The sequence below is a fragment of the Timonella sp. A28 genome (assembly GCF_051200815.1).
Taxonomy (GTDB): domain Bacteria; phylum Actinomycetota; class Actinomycetes; order Actinomycetales; family Cellulomonadaceae; genus Timonella.
Map to the genome: position 1 here is coordinate 2139620 of NZ_CP195159.1, position 16605 is coordinate 2156224.

General features: G+C 51.1%; 15 protein-coding genes and 1 pseudogene. 13 read left to right on the plus strand and 3 right to left on the minus strand.

Annotated elements, in window-relative coordinates:
• Positions 1-185 precede the first annotated feature (185 nt).
• The 11 genes from ACR9EC_RS10110 (at position 186) to ACR9EC_RS10160 (ending at position 12275) form a co-directional block, all read left to right on the plus strand.
• The gene (locus ACR9EC_RS10110; protein WP_435299106.1) at positions 186-1136 is read left to right on the plus strand and encodes a hypothetical protein; all 951 of its coding nucleotides are present in this window, start codon (positions 186-188) and stop codon (positions 1134-1136) included.
• Positions 1129-1896, plus strand: a complete 768-nt coding sequence (locus ACR9EC_RS10115) for a nucleotidyl transferase AbiEii/AbiGii toxin family protein (protein WP_435299107.1) — start codon at positions 1129-1131, stop codon at positions 1894-1896. The genes ACR9EC_RS10110 and ACR9EC_RS10115 overlap by 8 nt, the downstream gene beginning before the upstream one ends.
• A gap of 209 nt (positions 1897-2105) precedes the next feature.
• Positions 2106-3854: an ABC transporter ATP-binding protein/permease gene (locus ACR9EC_RS10120; protein ID WP_435299108.1), complete on the plus strand. Its 1749-nt coding sequence runs from the start codon at positions 2106-2108 to the stop codon at positions 3852-3854.
• Positions 3851-5623 (plus strand): thiol reductant ABC exporter subunit CydC, encoded by a 1773-nt coding sequence (gene cydC, locus ACR9EC_RS10125; RefSeq protein WP_435299109.1) that lies wholly within the window; start codon positions 3851-3853, stop codon positions 5621-5623. Before ACR9EC_RS10120 ends, cydC begins: the two co-directional genes overlap by 4 nt.
• Before the next feature lie 198 nt (positions 5624-5821).
• On the plus strand, positions 5822-6691 hold the full coding sequence (locus ACR9EC_RS10130) for an HpcH/HpaI aldolase/citrate lyase family protein (RefSeq protein WP_435300648.1): 870 nt from the start codon (positions 5822-5824) through the stop codon (positions 6689-6691).
• Between the two features lie 77 nt (positions 6692-6768).
• Positions 6769-7065 carry an antibiotic biosynthesis monooxygenase family protein gene (locus tag ACR9EC_RS10135; RefSeq protein ID WP_435299110.1) on the plus strand — a complete coding sequence of 99 codons (297 nt, stop codon included), beginning with the start codon at positions 6769-6771 and terminating at the stop codon, positions 7063-7065.
• A gap of 138 nt (positions 7066-7203) precedes the next feature.
• Complete coding sequence (locus ACR9EC_RS10140; RefSeq protein ID WP_435299111.1) at positions 7204-8154, plus strand: hypothetical protein; 951 nt, start codon at positions 7204-7206, stop codon at positions 8152-8154.
• A 20-nt stretch (positions 8155-8174) separates the two neighbouring features.
• Positions 8175-9470, plus strand: coding sequence for a peptidoglycan-binding protein (locus ACR9EC_RS10145; protein WP_435299112.1), 1296 nt, complete (start codon positions 8175-8177; stop codon positions 9468-9470).
• Positions 9467-10156, plus strand: a complete 690-nt coding sequence (locus ACR9EC_RS10150) for an ABC transporter ATP-binding protein (protein ID WP_435299113.1) — start codon at positions 9467-9469, stop codon at positions 10154-10156. The genes ACR9EC_RS10145 and ACR9EC_RS10150 overlap by 4 nt, the downstream gene beginning before the upstream one ends.
• Positions 10153-11361 carry an ABC transporter permease gene (locus tag ACR9EC_RS10155; protein WP_435299114.1) on the plus strand — a complete coding sequence of 403 codons (1209 nt, stop codon included), beginning with the start codon at positions 10153-10155 and terminating at the stop codon, positions 11359-11361. Before ACR9EC_RS10150 ends, ACR9EC_RS10155 begins: the two co-directional genes overlap by 4 nt.
• 98 nt (positions 11362-11459) lie before the next feature.
• Positions 11460-12275, plus strand: coding sequence for an EI24 domain-containing protein (locus ACR9EC_RS10160; RefSeq protein ID WP_435299115.1), 816 nt, complete (start codon positions 11460-11462; stop codon positions 12273-12275).
• Here the strand turns inward: ACR9EC_RS10160 and ACR9EC_RS10165 are convergent.
• A complete protein-coding gene (locus tag ACR9EC_RS10165) occupies positions 12233-12538 on the minus strand; it encodes a putative quinol monooxygenase (RefSeq protein WP_435299116.1) in 306 nt (101 codons plus the stop codon). The genes ACR9EC_RS10160 and ACR9EC_RS10165 overlap by 43 nt on opposite strands.
• 79 nt (positions 12539-12617) lie before the next feature.
• Between ACR9EC_RS10165 and ACR9EC_RS10170 the strand changes: the two are divergent.
• Together ACR9EC_RS10170 and ACR9EC_RS10175 are read left to right on the plus strand one after the other, a co-directional pair.
• Positions 12618-13396: pseudogene (locus ACR9EC_RS10170) on the plus strand (SDR family NAD(P)-dependent oxidoreductase).
• Between the two features lie 32 nt (positions 13397-13428).
• Positions 13429-14430, plus strand: coding sequence for a TIGR03557 family F420-dependent LLM class oxidoreductase (locus ACR9EC_RS10175; RefSeq protein WP_435299117.1), 1002 nt, complete (start codon positions 13429-13431; stop codon positions 14428-14430).
• Positions 14431-14435: 5 nt separating this feature from the next.
• On the opposite strand, the gene ACR9EC_RS10180 is transcribed toward ACR9EC_RS10175, so the two are convergent.
• Together ACR9EC_RS10180 and nhaA are read right to left on the minus strand one after the other, a co-directional pair.
• Complete coding sequence (locus tag ACR9EC_RS10180) at positions 14436-15107, minus strand: DUF6891 domain-containing protein (RefSeq protein WP_435299118.1); 672 nt, start codon at positions 15105-15107, stop codon at positions 14436-14438.
• Positions 15108-15220: 113 nt separating this feature from the next.
• Entirely contained in the window at positions 15221-16441 is a 1221-nt protein-coding gene (gene nhaA / locus ACR9EC_RS10185) for a Na+/H+ antiporter NhaA (RefSeq protein ID WP_435299119.1), read from the minus strand.
• Positions 16442-16605: the final 164 nt, after the last annotated feature.

Sequence of the window (16605 nt, forward strand, 5' to 3'; positions counted from 1 at the left end):
TTGTTAACAGGCTCTTGTTAGTTGTGTTTCCTAGGGTTCAGTGTCGATCTCGACTTCTGGATGGCAGCCTGTATGAAGTGCAACATGAAACGTGATTGTGCAGCTCTTTGAACTGCACATACAACGAATCATAAAAAGTTTTGATGTTTCGTTGTTTGACATTGGCTTGCATGTAGAATATAAGAATGAACGATCTTAAGAGAATCCTTGATGTGTTGGATGCTCGGGGACGCGAAGTTGAAATCGAATCAGTATCAACATCTGCGACTGAGCAGGCGCTTTTGAGGGTGCTGGTTGAGCATAGATTGCGTTCTTATAAGGTTGAGAAGCGTGGAAACCTTCCGCGCGATGAGCGCGTTGAAGCGAATGTGCTGTACGTCTTCGAGTCTTTAAGTGAGCGGCAGCGTGTACGTGCTTTTGAGCTGCGTATTGACTTTGTTGTTCTTTCGACAGGAGAAGTTAACCTGCGTGATGACAACGTTTCTGCTCAACGGCCAATTTCAGATCATCTTGAGCCCATAAACAGTCGACGCACTCGAAGCGGAATTCTCCCAGGTGTTTTGCGCGCTGTCATGCGTGACGGGCAGTGGCCTGCGCAAAAAGAACTTGCAGCAGAACTGAAGGTTACTCAGCAGGCTGTTTCGCGCGCTATGAAACTGCTTGAACAGGAATACGACGTTTCTCATGCTGCCTGTGATCCTAGTCGAATATTGGATGCATACCGTATAGTCGATGATTTTCGTCCTGTTATGTCATGGGAGTTAGCGACTCTTGATGATCCAATGTTGCTGCGCGCTGAAGTCGCTGATTATTTGAATAGTTTGAACGTGCGGTGGGCATTTACGGGAATATTGGCTGCTGATAGGTATGCGCCGTGGGTGGTGCCAACTTCCTTATCGATCATGTGTGAAGAAGCGGTCGACCTTGAAGAAGTCGGTTTGTTTCGTCACGAAGCGGCATCGGCAGGCACATTGATGGTTGCAGCGCCAAGTTCGGCTCTTGACCAAGTGGTATTTGATGAGTCGGGTGCACGATTTACTGATCCCCTTACGACGTGGGGTTACCTTGTGCAGAGGCATTCGATTGACGATGATCAGGCGGCACATGCACTTCAGAAGTGGATGATTAATGGGTGAGAAAACGCATTACTTTATTGCAACATCTCGGGCTCTGGAGAACGCTTTTTTGGCGCTTCGTGATGTCGTGTCGGCTGTGCAAGACGAAGAGTATGTGCTGATTGGTGGCTTGATGGTTATGCTTCTCGCTGTTAAATACCCTGTTCAGAGCTTGATTCCTCGTGCAACGCAGGATGCGGATATTGGTGTCCCTACAATTGTTGCTAAGTCGGGTGCCGTGCATGATTCACTGGTGAAGTTGAATTATGCCCCTGTCCGGGGGAACGCGTATGTGATGGAAGGCGAGGACGGTCGTGAAGTGAATATATTGCTTCCTTCACACGAACATGCCGGTAAGGGAAGCAGCGTGGTGGTTGGTGAGCGTGGTTTTGACGCGGCGCCGGGCCTTCATCTCGCGCTTAGTGCATCACCGGAACCTTTTGACGTGAACATAACGCTATTGGACAACTCGCAACTCACATTCACTGTGATGGTTCCTAGTCTTTTGGGAGCGTTGGTGCTGAAATTGTGCGTGCGAGAGCATCGTCGTGAGGAGCGTGATCTTTACGATATTCATCAGCTTCTGCGCATCCGTAAAGAGTATGACCATGAGTTTACTGAGTGGTCGTTGGCATCTCCTCAGCGTGGTGAACGAGGTGATGCACAGAAAGCCGCGCAAGCAATTATGAAGCTTAAGAAAAATAGTTACACCAACATTGTGGAACTGCGAATGCTGTTGCAAAAGTATGTGGCGAAACCTAAATTCATGGAGCCTTTGTGAGTAGATTCTGTTAAAAGAACAAGCGCTCCAGACGTTGCTGCACAACTCTCATATGTAACTAGAGGTAAGCCACACAACAGGTCCCGCGACACGTAAACGCCACACGAAGTGCCTGCGGTAGCCTAACGTGGAAGGACGAGAAAACCCTCGAACCCGCACAGGCCACGGCCCTCGCAATAACGCGACAAAGAACTGTACGTGAGGTATGAATGTCTCCCGCGCCCACACCGCAGCATCCGCACCACAGCAGCGGCACCCGTCCGCCGACACAACACGGCACACACCCCGGCGGGAAAAAACCGCAACGGCCGCACATAAACATTTTCTCGCCAGCAGCCACACGAACAATCGTGCTCTCAAGTGTTCTATCCGTGCTCGCCTCATTGGCTACAACATGGCTGTTCTTGAACGTGGGAGAACTCGTTGAACGATTCGTCACCCAAGAACCAATACCGAGCGCACTCACCCTAAGCATTGTCCTTTCCGCGCTCCTCGCCGCAACCTGTATCGCGGCGACCCTCGGTATCACAGGAACCGCAGCAGGACGCGAAGAAACACATGTACGACAACGCATCCTCCGTCACGTACTCGCACTCGGACCAGTCGACCGCACCAGCAAACGAAGCGGTGCCCTCGCCTCCACCGCAACAGACGGTGCAGAACGCGTAGCCCTCTTCAAAATGACGTTCGTTGGGCCCATGATCGCATCCGTGATCTCCCCAATCCTCGTCCTATGCGTCGTAGGAATAGTCATCGACTGGTTTACTGCACTCATACTTCTTATCGCAGTGCCCGCAATACCCGTGATCGTCGGCGGATTTCAACGAGCATTCCGCAAAGTGTCATCACAATCCAGAGAAGAACGACAAAAACTCGCAGCAGAATACCTCGACGCACTACAAGGCCTCACCACCCTCAGCCTCATTGGCGCATCCACGCGCACCCAACACAGGCTTGCGCAATCCGGAGAGAAAAACCGGCGCTCAATCATGTCGCTTCTCGCCGTCAACCAACTGGTTATCCTCGTACTCGACGGCATATTTTCCCTCTTCATGGTTGCGGCAGTCGCATGGCTCGCCATCACGAGGCTCTCCACCGGACATATTGACCTCGGCCAAGCCGTAGCGCTCCTCCTTATTTCCCTCGTCCTCTTAGAACCACTCAACAAGGTCGGAGAGTTCTTCTACCTCGGGCTAGGAGGGCTAGCAATACAACGAGGAATCCGCGGTTTCCTATCGTCACGAATAGCCGTCACGTCAGGGAACCACAAACTCCCCAACACTTTCGACCACACACAACCACTCGTACAGTTCAACAATGCTCACTTCGCCTACGGTGAGCTTACGATCCTGTCGGGAATAACACTCAGCATCAACCCTGGAGAGCACGTCGCAATAATTGGCCCGTCTGGGACAGGTAAATCAACAATCGCAGCACTGATCCAACGCAACCAGCCAATCGCAGATGGACAACTTATACTCGCCGGACATGACGCAAACACCCTAACCATGCGAGACGCACGCGCACTCAGTGCAACAGTCGGACAAACAACCTTCCTTTTCACCGGCACACTACGCGAAAACCTCCTCATCGCACGCCACAATGCCACAGACGAACAACTCTGGAACGCACTCGAAACCGCGAACCTCGCCCACGACATCCGCGCCATGCCAGCCGCACTCGACACAATAGTCGGCGAACGCGGATACTCACTGTCTGGCGGTCAAGCCCAACGCCTAGCCATCGCCCGAGCGCTACTCACTGAAGCCCCACTACTGATCCTCGACGAACCCACCTCGCAAGTAGACCTCGCCAACGAAGCGCTCCTCCTCGACGCACTAGACAAAGCCGCACACAACCGAACCGTCCTCACAATCGCGCACAGACCCACGACACTACGAACAGTGGACCGAATACTGCGCCTAGAAAACGGAACCCTCACAGAGGTGACACGATGAAACGCACACACATCATGAAAGAACTCGTGCGCCAAGCACGACCAGTAATGAACCCCCTCATCGTGTCCACCACATGCGCAATCATCCGCAACCTACTCGGTATAGCAATGTTTGTCGTCGGCGCATACGGCGTCGCGCACGCCTACGACGCAACACTCAACAACACCACACTCAATGCTTGGCCTTACATCGTAGCCCTCATCGGGCTGTCCATCGCCAAAGCAATATTTAGGTACAGCGAACAATACTTCGGCCACTATGTCGCATTTAAAGCCCTCGAACATTTGCGACTCTTCCTCTTCTCGCGAATGTGGCCGCAAGCCCCAGCGCTCTCCGCATCCACGCGAACCGGAGACCTCCTTGCACGCGTCACCAAAGACATCGACCGCATCGAAGTGTTCTTCGCCCACACCATCGCCCCCGCAGTAACAGCCCTTGTCGTTCCCCTTATCGTCGTGGCCTGGGTGTGGACGCAAACAACTCTGCTCGCAGGACTCATCGCCCTGCTCTTCCTTCTCACAGCAGCCTTCGCGCTACCAGCCCTCGGCGGAAAAACCGCACGTAATAATGCCACCCAGCTCCTTAACGAACGCGGCTCAAACGTTCACTACGTTGCAGAAACCATCCAAGGGGTGCGTGAAATCGTTGGATTCGACAACACTGACCAACGTCTAAACGCAATCAACCAACGCTCACAACACATCGCATCCTTCACCACACGAACAGCCTGGACAGTAGCCGTTCGTCGAGGGCTCGCATACACGCTGCAAATAGCTGCGCTCATTTCCCTCACCGTGTACTGCGGCAACCTATACCGCGACGGAGCTATTACCCTCCCGGCTTTTCTTGGAACAATCGCTGCAGTCACATTCACTTTCCCTTCCGTGCGAGGCATGGAAGACGTCATTGCCGACCTCGACAAAGCACTAGCTTCCGCCGAGCGTCTCTTTGATGTCGCACATGCACAACCTGTCGTCACCAACCCGAGCAGTCCGCAACCACTGCGCACACCCACCAATGAGTCCAGTCACTCCATAACGTTCAACGACGTCACCTTCACCTACCCCAATCAAGAAGGCCGCGAAAATCCACACCCAGCATTAAAGAACATCGACCTCACCATTGCGCCCGGCGAGCATGTTGCCATCGTCGGCGCATCTGGTGCAGGAAAAACCACACTCATCCAACTGCTTCTGCGGTATTGGGACGTCGATTCGGGTGCCATAACAATCAGCGACACCAACATCCGAGATGTGACTCTTACCGAACTGCGTTCCACCATCGCGCTAGTTACACAAAACACGCACTTGTTTAATATGTCGATCGCTGAGAACCTCCGGTTAGCAGCCCCACAAGCAACAGAGCAAGAACTCATCGAAGCGTGCACAATCGCAGGGCTAGCAGACGACATCGCAGCATTCCCGCACGGTATAGACACCCCCGTGGGAGAACTTGGTGAAAACATGTCCGGAGGGCAACGCCAACGCCTCTCCCTTGCCCGCGCACTCCTCAGCTCAGCGAACATCCTCGTACTAGACGAATTCACGTCACAACTTGACGAAAACACCGCGCAAAAAGTGCGAACACAACTCGCCGCAGCACGACCACACACAACAACTATCGAAATAACCCACCGGCTTACAGACGCACACGAAGCCGACAAAATCGTTGTGATGGCTGACGGAACAATCGTCGAACAAGGCACACCACACGAACTCACCACACGAGGCGGAATCTTCGCGTCACTGTTGGAGACTACACGCAGGTGAAGTCCATAACTTTGTGTGCGTCCACATCATGAAGCCAGCAAAACACCGTTCACAATAGAGAAGTGACCCTATGAGGCGCACACCAGAGTGCAGCCTCATAGTATGAAGAAAACGAGAACGCGACTTTAGGTGAAAAGTATGGAACTCAACGACGAATTCCCGCCCGCACCGCACGCGAACGCGCTGCCCGACGACGACATGAACACGTCCATCAGGAACGAACGAGCCGCTAAACTCCCCGCAAACCTGTCACGCTCATGGCTGCTCGTGAACGCAAGCAAACCCGAACTCTTCGAAGACGCTTTACGTTCAGAAGCAGACTCGGTGATCTTTGACCTCGAATCGGCTGTCCCCGACGCAGACAAAGAACAAGCCAGATACAACGTGATACGTGCGCTCTCGTCCGGCATGTCAGCGTGGGTGCGCATTAACGCAATGGACACCCCCTACTGGCAAGAAGACGTATCTGCACTGGTCACCGCACACGGGCTGCGCGGTGTCATGCTCGCGCAAACAGAAAAACCTGAACAAGTCACCCTCACAGCGATGCGATTGCGGGCAGGAATACCAGTCATTGCCCTCATTGAATCTGCCATAGGCGTCGAAAACGCTACCGCCATCGCGTCAGCCCCCGGAACTTTCCGCTTAGCTTTTGGGGTTAATGACTTTCGCAAAGACACCGGAGTCACAGAAGACCCCATCGCATTAGCGTACGCGCGAGGAAAACTCGTTGTAGCCTCACGCGTAGGTAAACTTCCTGGCCCAATTGACGGACCGCCTGCAGCAACAGACTCACCAGAAACCGTTTTTGAAGCTTGCGCAGTCACCCAACGTATGGGGATGACCGGAAAAATGTGTCTCACCGTTGCGCAAGTTGAAGACGTCAACATGGGCTTGTCGCCAAGCGAAGAAGAACTCGTGTGGGCCCGTGAACTCATTACCGCTCACGAACAAGCACTGCATCACAAAAACGGGCTCAAAATCGCTGACGGATCCTACCTGCCTCGTCTTGCTCGCGCCCAAAAAATCGCCAACCTTGCAGACACGTACGGCTTGTGGCGTAACTGATAGCCAGCCCGATTGCAGGCGTTGTAGCCTCAAAGTGGAATACAAGCACGTCATCGTTGTCTATGTAGGGAGCCGCCATGTCCGTCGTCGTAATTAACGCCATCACAGTTCCAGCAGGATCTGGACAAGAACTTGAAAAACGTTTTGCAGCCCGCAAACATTCAGTTGATCAAGAACCCGGCTTTGAAGGGTTCCAACTGTTGCGCCCAACCGCCGGCGAAACACGCTATTTCGTTGTTACACAATGGGCGAGCCGCGCAGACTTTGAAGCATGGCGCGATGGCCGTGCGGCAGCAGCCCACGCTCGACCAGAAGGCCACAGCCCTGTTGGCACAGGCGCAGACCTCCTAGAATTTGAGATCGTTGAACTGTAAGCGTTAAACAATTAAGCCACCTTCATCACCGATGAAGGTGGCTTTTTTTAACGCGTATGTCCTATTTGTTTTTATAAAAACTTTTACTTGACGTGCTAATATTGCCCAGTAAATTATCATGTTGATTGTTGGGGATTTATGACTGGGCGCGGTTTCACAGGTGTTGTTATATCAAGCATTTTTTTGCTTTCTGCATGCACTTCAGCCGATTCTGATGCGGTTTCCGAAAATCCTAGAGAGGTTGACGGAATTTCAACGCGAGCCGAAATTAATGTAGACGCAGGTACTGTTGATTTACCGCTCGATCGGTTCTATGTGAAAGCGGCAGAAGAAGATCAGTTAAGCACAGGGACCGGCGTCGCAATGGCTTTATGTGCAGAAGAAAAAGGCCTTACTTATCAAGTGACTCCTGCATCTAATCCGGAAATATCCGCGATATATGCGCAAGAACATTATTTTGGTCCTTGGACGCAAGATCAGGCAAAAAAGTGGGGTTTCGCTCCTTTGCTACCGACTAATGACCTTATTGTTAATGGAATTCTTTCTGAAGATACACCATATACAAAAGGTTATTTTCCGCCTAAGAAAGGCGAGCGAGCGATCTACGATCTAACAGATGAAGAGCAACTTATTCTTGATGAATGTGGGATTGCCGGACAGGCGTTCACCAAAGCCCAGGTGCAAGACGGTGGATGGCATCGAGAGTACGATCCTTTGGAATTTAACTACACGCGCAATGCGCAAGCCGTAGCACTTGTTGAGGAATTAGGTAAGTGCTTTTCAGAAAAGGGAATGAGCCCAGAAACGCGAGAAGGCGAACCATGGTATCCGCAAGGAGCACGAGCTGATCGCATTACTGAAGAACAAATAACTCTGGCACTCAAAGTTGTGGAATGCAAAGACAGTATTAATTTTACTCAGCGTATGGCTGATATTGAATCCGCTGAACAAGTTCAATTAATTGAAAAATATTCGGCTGAAATGATTGCTAAACGTAAGCAAATTGATGAGGCACTCTCAGAGGCAAATAAAGTTATTTCTCAAAATCCACAAAAAATACTTGAATCTAACCCAGAACATACTCATTAAAGGTAGGTAAGGCGCAAATCATGCTCGCACGCAACAAGCCGAAACTATCTTTTTCAGAATCACGCTCTCGTTGGATCATCGTATGGCTGCTCGTGTGCATTGCAGTGCTCGTCGTCGTGTATTTTCTTGGAACCTTGATCGGCTCTCCGTGGGAAAAAGCAATTGAAAACTCAAAAGTTCAACTCTATTCAACCGCAATAGTAGAGGAGCGAGAGTATGGACATGAAACTGAATCATTACGTGGAAAAGTGAAACTCGGAAACGAATATTCAGTTACGCCAACAGCCCACGCAGAAAACAAGACAATCGTTAACGCGGTTCTTAAGAAAAAAGGCGACACGATTAGGTCCGGTGAACTCATCGCGAAAGTATCGGGGCAGCCATTATTCCTTCTTCATCTCGACTTCCCGCTATATCGCTCGCTGCAAGGCGGTGACCAAGGCGACGACGTGCTAGAGATTCAGCGCGAACTGAAACGTCTAGGCCTATATCAAGGACCGATCGATGGACATTACGGCCCAAGCACAGCGGAATCTGTAAAAAAGCTTTATCAGCGTGCAGGGCTGTCGCTGCCAATCGTTTCGGATGAAGCACTCATGGCTGTAGAAGCCGCACAAGACGAACTTGAAGAGGCGCGTAGAACTGACAGTATCTCTGGCAGCGGTGAAGGAGATTCGCATGAGCGCAAGGTTGAGCGCGCTCAGAAAAATCTACAAAATGCGCGAATGAAAGCTGTCACCCCAATAAAGTTGGAGCACTTTTGGGTGATGCCAACTAAAACTGCAACGATCGTTTCTCTTGCACGTAAAGGTACGGATTTAGCAGCCTCGGAGGAAAAACCTCTAGCCGTATTGCGCTCCGGGGAAGCGCAGGTCACTGTACGAGTTGATACCGCTGGTGCGGTCGATCTTAAAAAGGGGACCAAAGCCGATGCTAAGCAAGCAACAGACGCGCAGATGTCATGGCCTGTTTCAGTAGTGTCCATTGGAGACTTTACAACTCAACCCGATGAATACAGCGGTCTTCCAGGGCGCGACATTACGTTCACATTCGAGGAGAGCGATGGTCTTGAAAACGAGGCCGAAGTTTCTATCGAAATTAAGAACAAAAATAATGAGCGAAAAGGACTAGCCGTACCCCTTACAGCCTTGCGTGAAGAAAATGATCGCACCTATGTCATGAAACTCCCAGGCAACTCGTCAGATAAGACTCCTGCAAAAGAATTTATTACAGTGTCTGAAATTAATGACGGATACGCATATTTTTCCTCCAGTAGTGTTCAATCAGGAGATGTTATTCAGGTCGGCGCAGAATGACTTTGTTAGCAGTTTTAGATGTGCATAAAATTTATGATGTAAATCCTCCGATACGTGCGCTTTCAGGAGTTAATTTCACTGTTTCTTCAGGTGAACGAGTTGTTGTCCTTGGTAAATCTGGATCAGGAAAATCAACTTTCCTCAACATTATTGGTCTGTTAGATCATGCCACCACAGGAGAGGTTTCTTTTCTGGGGAACAGTATTTCTAACTTATCAAAGCGTGAAATTGATAAGTTGCGAGCTGACTCTTTGGGTTTTGTTTTTCAAGAGAATCATGTGTTGGGTCATCGTACAGTTCAAGAAAACCTACACATTAAATTAGGTGTTTCAAGCATCCCCCATAGCGAATGGCCACTTCTGATAGAGGAAGTACTCGAGCACGTTGGATTAGCGCATCGTCAACATTCGTATGCACGTTTACTGTCTGGTGGAGAGAAACAAAGGCTTGCGGTGGCGCGTGCTGTCATCACGTCTCCGCAGGTACTGCTTGCAGATGAACCCACCGGAAACCTTGATGATGACAACGCTGAAAAAGTACTCATGCTTTTTGACGAGCAAGCGAGAAAAGGCGCTGCTGTTGTCATCATTACTCATGACCCACGACTGGCCCAGCGGATGGATCGAACGTTCTACTTGAGGGATGGCGTTCTGACAGAGCAGTCAACGCACGCGAGGACGTCATGAGCTTGCGCCTTAACCAACGTTTAAAACACGACTTTATTGACGTCATTATTGAACTGCACACACGTAAATCTAGGGCTGTCATGCTCATGCTGGCCGTTGCTTTAGCTACAGGGGCACTTGTGGCATCGTTAGGTATTTCGCATGTTGCTGCTCGACAAGTCGATGCAGATTTAGCAGCATCGACACTGAACACGGTCACTGTTGTACCCGCTATGCAAGATACACAACACGATGAAGAGGAAAAGGAATTAATCTTCCCTCAGGACTCTGTTCAGCGCGTCAAAGAACTTGGCCCAATTGAAAGAGTAGGGCTATTAAATGACGTGTCACTTGCGACCTCCCCACGTGTAACAAGGGCCCCTCATATTACCGACGCATTGACTGGTGTTTCTGTTGTGGCGGCAACATCTGATTATCTTTTTGTGCTTGGTGATTCGATACCTGAAGACTTAGCGTGGCTGCTTGATAGTACCCACGATGTTGTATTCCTTGGGGAAGACCTTGCTCAGAAACTTGCGATTCCACGCGATGTAAACCTGACAGGCATCAATATTGAGTTAGACGGTCAGCCCTATTCTGTTGCTGGATTTATTGATTCACCAAGCGGGTTATTTACATCAACCGTTGTGTTGCCGTACGCGCGTGGAGTGGATCTTGCGGGTGGTGACGGTCAAGCACACATGAAAATCCTTACTGAGCCTGGTGCGGGAGGTCCTGTTGCGACGATAGTGCGAACCGCGATTGTTCCGCAGGCTCCTGAAAGTTTTACAGTCTCCCAGGTGCACAGCATTGACTCTTTGCGTGCTGGTGTGTCAACGCAATTGGATAAACTTGCTGCTTTTATAGGCGCTTTCCTGTTACTTCTAACGATCTTGCTCATTGCAAATGCGATGACTGTGTCTGTTATGTCGCGTACTGGAGAGATTGGTGTTCGTCGTGCTCTCGGTGCTTCGCAACATAGTGTGGCGCGGCTGTTTCTTTTTGAGGGTTTTATTGTTGGTTTGTGTGGTGGGGTTGCAGGATCGGCTGTAGCTGCTCTATCTGTTGCTGCTGTATCTGCTGTAAACCAGTGGTCGGTTTCCTATTCAGCGTTTCTGCTACTGCTAGGACCTGTTGTTGGGGTTTTTGCTGGACTGTTGTCTGCCGCATATCCGGCTTATCGTGCAGGAAATGTTCAGCCAGCTATAGCGGTGCGTTCTGACTAAAACTTACAGGGTACGACACATAATGTGTGGGAAAAGACGTTTTCCTTTTATAGTTAGAAAACTCGTGTAAGAAACTACTCTCAACAGGACAAACAGCAGTGTTTAATGCGCAAAAAATTACTGCCGGGGTCAACAAAACCACGGCCAGTTACCGTGACGGTTTACAGGTTTTCTTCCAGGGACTGCGCTGGCTTCTTGCACGGCCAAAACTGTACTTCCTAGGTATGCTTCCTGCTTTTCTTGTTGCTCTTATCCTGTTCGCTTTGTTTGTAGCGCTGCTGTTTTTTGTTGGTGATCTTGTCCAACTAGTTAGCCCGTTCGCCGAAGAATGGCATCCCGCATTGAGGTGGGTTACTCGTTTCTTGATGGGTGTAGCAATGCTTGCTGCCGCACTCGTCTTAAGCGCGCTACTTTTCGTTTCGCTAGCAACAACCGTTGGAGATCCTGTCTATCAGCGGATCTGGGAAGAAGTTGAACGTGACATACACGGATCTGTGCCAGCACACGAGGCAGGATTCTTTGAAGGCGTTAAAGACGGCCTATGGCTTATGCTTCGAACGTTGCTCCTTGCAGCGGGGAGCTTCGCAATCGGTCTAATACCTGTGGTGGGGCCGATCCTAGCGTCATCGCTCATGTTTGTTATTGGTGTATGGATTCTCACGAACGAAGCAACAGAACGTACCTTAACTGCCCACGGACTATCTGCGCGTGAACAACGTGCACTGCTTCGGAAACATAATCACATGGCAATCGGATTTGGGGTAGCATCCCAGTTCCTTCTAGCCGGTATTTTCTTAGCTGTTCTCGTTATGCCAGTGCACGTCGTTGGTTCGGCTTTACTAGCGCATCGTCTTCTTGAATCAGACGAAAACTATGCGTCACGCAATGGGGACCCAACAACTGCAAAGTCGTAGCCACCAAAGTCACCGGTAAGCATAGGCATCGCTTCGGCGATGGCTTGTTTCACTTGTTCAAGTTCCAAAGACTTGTCGTGTGCTTCTTGAGAAGTCCACACTTCAGCAACATAAACAGTGTCAGGGTCATCATCGCGGCCACCAACCTCATAAACCAAGCAGCCAGTGTCTTTGAGGGAGGGGTTAGCGCGAATCAAAATGTCGATTACTGCATCGCGCATGCCTGGCTTCACACCCATGGTGCCTATCGTTGCGTAAGTCATGACACAACGCTAACAAACGTTAGCCACACTGCGGGTTTACAGTGGAGACACGAGATTATCGTTCCACGACAGGACCTTCATGACGACACCGCATAACCAGAACGTGCCAACTGTTCCGCAACGTGCAGTTATTACAGGAGCGTCTTCAGGTATTGGAACAGCAACTGTGCGAACTATGCGGCAGGAAGGCTGGGACGTTGTTGCAGTAGCCCGACGAGAAGATCGTCTGCGCGCACTCGCAGAAGAGACCGGCTGCGAATACGTTGTTGCGGATGTGACTGACTCTGCATCGGTTATGGCGGCTGCCGCCACTATTACAGCAGGCGGCCCAGTTGATGCCCTCGTCAATAATGCGGGGGGGGGCTCGGCTTAGATCGCGTTGATGGTGCTGACCTCGAAAAATGGTCGCGCATGTATGAACTTAACGTTGTTGGAACATACCGCATCACCCAAGCGTTACTGCCAGCCTTACGTGAAGCCACCGCAGGTTCAATAGTGTTTATTACGTCTACGGCAGCGCATGAACCGTATGAAGGTGGCGGTGGATATGTGGCCGCTAAATTTGGTGAACGGGTTGCTGCACGGACTTTACGTTTAGAACTAAACGGTGAGCCTTTACGCGTTATTGAGATTGCACCGGGAATGGTTCACACGGAAGAGTTTTCGCTAGTGCGATTTGATGGTGATCAAACACGTGCTGACGCAGTGTATGACGGAGTGAAAAACCCCTTGACTGCCCATGATGTTGCCGAAGCGATTCGGTGGACGCTGACTTTACCGCCGCACGTGAACGTTGATTCTTTAGTGGTGCGGCCTGTCGCACAGGCGAGCGCTACTAAAGTTCATCGCGATGCCTAACGAATGTGATCGCACGTAGAGGAAGGACTGACATGCCAGATCTCACTATCGGTTATGCAGCAATGCTGGAGCAGTTTCATCCCACAGACGTTATTGAATACTGCGCGTATGCGGAACAAAACGGATTTTCTGGGGTGATGGCTGCCGACCATTTTCAACCGTGGGTGCCAGCTCAAGGGCATAGTGCATTCGTGTGGAACGTGCTTTCTGCTTTAGGGCAACGCACTGTGGGGGACTTGGGGCCTGGTGTTACTACTCCAACTTTTCGCTGGCATCCGGCAATGGTTGCGCAGGCTTCGGCGACTTTAGCGGCAATGTATCCGGGCCGGCACTGGTTGGGGCTTGGTTCAGGTGAAGCGCTCAATGAGCACATTATTGGGCAGTATTGGCCTGAAGCTCCGGAGCGCATTAATCGAATGTTCGAAGCTATCGAGATTATTAAGAAACTTTTTGACGCTTCCCAGGCCGGTAGGGATGTAAAGCATCAGGGAAAGTTTTTTACATTGGAATCTACGCGGTTGTGGACAATGCCAGAGCATGCCCCTGAAATTCTTGTTGCTACGGCAGGTCCAGTAACGGCGAAGCGTGCAGGGAAGCATGCTGACGGTCTTATTACAGTTGGGGCTCCTGTCGAAAAAATTGAGATGCTTTTTGGCAAATTTGCTGAAGGTGCACGCGAGGTTGGGCGTGACCCGGACGAGATGCCTAAGGTGTTACAGGTTCATGTGTCGTGGGCTGCAACGTATGAGGAAGCTTTGCGTAATGCGCTTGTGGAATGGCCGAATGGGGGAATGAAATTCCCGAAGGCTGACATTCGTTCTCCGCACGAGTTTGAGCAGATCGCTAAACTCGTGCGGCCCGAAGATTTTGAGGGACGGTTGCTTATTTCGCCGGATCTTGATGAGCATCGAGCACACCTGCAAAGGTATGCCGATATGGGATTTGATCGAATATATGTGCATAACGTGGGCCGCAACCAGAAGGAATGGATCAAGGCTTTCGGAGACGCGGTGCTGCCTGCGCTGAAACGTTGACGAGGCTAGTCGTCTAAGGCTGCAACATAGTCAACGTTGTCGAGGAGTATCCGAGTTCGTAAACTGCCATTCCAATCCACGGTTATCCCGTGTTTTTCAAACACGGGAATAACTTCTTCACGCATCAAAGTGAGGGTGGTCTGCTCATAGGCTTTGTCTTGCTTTTTGCCTAAAGCATCCCATTCTTGTTCGGTGTAGTGGGCATCTACGAATGCCCCGTATCCAATGTAGGTGCTGCGGCTTTCGAATATGCTGTCGGTGTCTTGGGTGTGAAAGTACACGTATCCGCGCCAATTTTGCGTGTCGTCGCGTTCGTCTCCGATCTCTGCGGAGGCGCAGGTGCCGCAGCAGGTGAAGTCGGCTCGCGCGATGATTCCTGCATTGTTGAGGTCGTTGAATGCGCGGGAGAGGTTTGTTTCTGGAACGCCGCCGAGCGCTTGGAGTTGTGCGCGACGTAGAGCTAGTACTGAACGGAAATAGTCGGTGAGTTCATCGTCGGTGACGGGAACATCTTGGAAACTGTCGTGGAATATCTCAAGGTATTCTTCAAGGTCGCTGTTTCCTTTTAAGACCATTCCCCAGATGTCTTCGAGAAAGTATTCTTTGTCGCTATCGTCAAATCCCCACGCTTTAGGGATTGAAAGTTCAGGGGGCAGGGTGTTGTAGTTCGAGGTCATAGGTTATTTGTAGCGCACGCCACCGACATGCAGGGGTTTGTGTGGGGTGTTGATAAAAACAAAAACGGGGTGTGGCCTGCACGTGCAGGCCACACCCCGTTGAATATTTTCGATTACATGAGTTCGATGTTGACGTCGCGTATGCCGTCTTCGTTCATGTCTGTGTTACGTGCTTGGCGTGCGTCCCAGCGTAGGAGTGCGGCACCAAAGACTGCTGCGAGAACGGATCCGATAAGAATCGCGAGTTTTGCTGCCGCAGTGTGCTCGGTGTCTGGGTAGGACAATTCGGCGATGAGGAGTGCGACAGTGAATCCGATTCCGCACAGGAATCCGACGGGGAGTAGGTCGCGAACACCAATTGCGTCGGGCAGTCGGAGTGGAGTGAACTTGACGATGAATGCTGTTGTGGCAAGAACACCGATGACTTTTCCGAGGGTGAGGCCGAGAGTAACACCGATGAAGACAGGCTGGCTGAATACTTCACCGAGTGATCCTGCACCTGCAACGGTAACGCCCGCAGCAAAGAACGCGAAGATTGGGAGCGCGATGCCGGAGGACAGCGGGGTGATCGTTTCGGAGTAGTGCTCAGTGCGTGGGTGTTCTTCACCAAAGAGAATCTTGGAAGGAACAGTAAGACCAAGGAGCACACCAGCGATTGTTGCGTGTACACCGGATGAGTGCATGAGGGTCCATGCGACGAGTCCAAGTGGGATAAGGATCCACCATTTTGCCCAGCGTGTGCGGGTGACAAAACCGAAGATTGCAATGACCACGAGCGCTAAGCCAAGGGCTGCGAAGTTGAGGTCTGACGTGTAGAACACGGCAATGACGATGATGGCTAGGAGGTCGTCGACGACTGCAAGGGTGAGCAGGAAGAGGCGTAGTGCTTTGGGCAGGCCTTTACCGAAGAGTGCAAGGACACCGATTGCGAAGGCGATGTCGGTTGCTGTTGGGATAGCCCAGCCGCCTAGTGCTGCAGCGTCGTCCATGCCCACGACGATTGCGACGAAGATTGCGGCGGGGATGACCATTCCGCCGATTGCGGCGAAGACTGGTACTGCTGCTTCTTTAGGTTTGGATAGCGAACCTACAGTGAGCTCGTGTTTGAGCTCGAGGCCGATCACGAAGAAGAAGAGCGCAAGCAGTCCGTCTGCTGCCCATGCAGAAACGGAAAGGTTGAGGTGTAGTGCGGCAGGGCCAAAGGTGAAGTCTGAGAGATCGTGGTAGGCCTGTTGCCACGGACTGTTTGCCCATACGATCGCCGCTATGGCTGCTAGCAAAAGTAGCGCGCCGCTGACAGTCTCATTGCTGAGTTTTGTGCGTAGTTGAGTCATGACTGACCTTCCGCAGGTAGGGGAAAACAGATCTTCGCCGACCAGACTTCCCGGCACACCAACAATCAACTCTATTCTGCATTTGTTGCTGAAGTGTTGCCATCTCATAAGAATTTTGATTTTGTGACGAACTTCCTTGTTACTTTGTGGGGCTCGTGTGTGCG

Excerpts from the sequence above, each read along its gene's own strand:
- ACR9EC_RS10110 (WP_435299106.1), top strand. The coding sequence starts at position 186 with ATGAACGATCTTAAGAGAATCCTTGATGTGTTGGATGCTCGGGGACGC.
- ACR9EC_RS10115 (WP_435299107.1), top strand. The coding sequence starts at position 1,129 with ATGGGTGAGAAAACGCATTACTTTATTGCAACATCTCGGGCTCTGGAG.
- ACR9EC_RS10120 (WP_435299108.1), top strand. The coding sequence starts at position 2,106 with ATGTCTCCCGCGCCCACACCGCAGCATCCGCACCACAGCAGCGGCACC.
- cydC (WP_435299109.1), top strand. The coding sequence starts at position 3,851 with ATGAAACGCACACACATCATGAAAGAACTCGTGCGCCAAGCACGACCA.
- ACR9EC_RS10130 (WP_435300648.1), top strand. The coding sequence starts at position 5,822 with ATGAACACGTCCATCAGGAACGAACGAGCCGCTAAACTCCCCGCAAAC.
- ACR9EC_RS10135 (WP_435299110.1), top strand. The coding sequence starts at position 6,769 with ATGTCCGTCGTCGTAATTAACGCCATCACAGTTCCAGCAGGATCTGGA.
- ACR9EC_RS10140 (WP_435299111.1), top strand. The coding sequence starts at position 7,204 with ATGACTGGGCGCGGTTTCACAGGTGTTGTTATATCAAGCATTTTTTTG.
- ACR9EC_RS10145 (WP_435299112.1), top strand. The coding sequence starts at position 8,175 with ATGCTCGCACGCAACAAGCCGAAACTATCTTTTTCAGAATCACGCTCT.
- ACR9EC_RS10150 (WP_435299113.1), top strand. The coding sequence starts at position 9,467 with ATGACTTTGTTAGCAGTTTTAGATGTGCATAAAATTTATGATGTAAAT.
- ACR9EC_RS10155 (WP_435299114.1), top strand. The coding sequence starts at position 10,153 with ATGAGCTTGCGCCTTAACCAACGTTTAAAACACGACTTTATTGACGTC.
- ACR9EC_RS10165 (WP_435299116.1), bottom strand. The coding sequence starts at position 12,538 with ATGACTTACGCAACGATAGGCACCATGGGTGTGAAGCCAGGCATGCGC.
- ACR9EC_RS10175 (WP_435299117.1), top strand. The coding sequence starts at position 13,429 with ATGCCAGATCTCACTATCGGTTATGCAGCAATGCTGGAGCAGTTTCAT.
- ACR9EC_RS10180 (WP_435299118.1), bottom strand. The coding sequence starts at position 15,107 with ATGACCTCGAACTACAACACCCTGCCCCCTGAACTTTCAATCCCTAAA.
- nhaA (WP_435299119.1), bottom strand. The coding sequence starts at position 16,441 with ATGACTCAACTACGCACAAAACTCAGCAATGAGACTGTCAGCGGCGCG.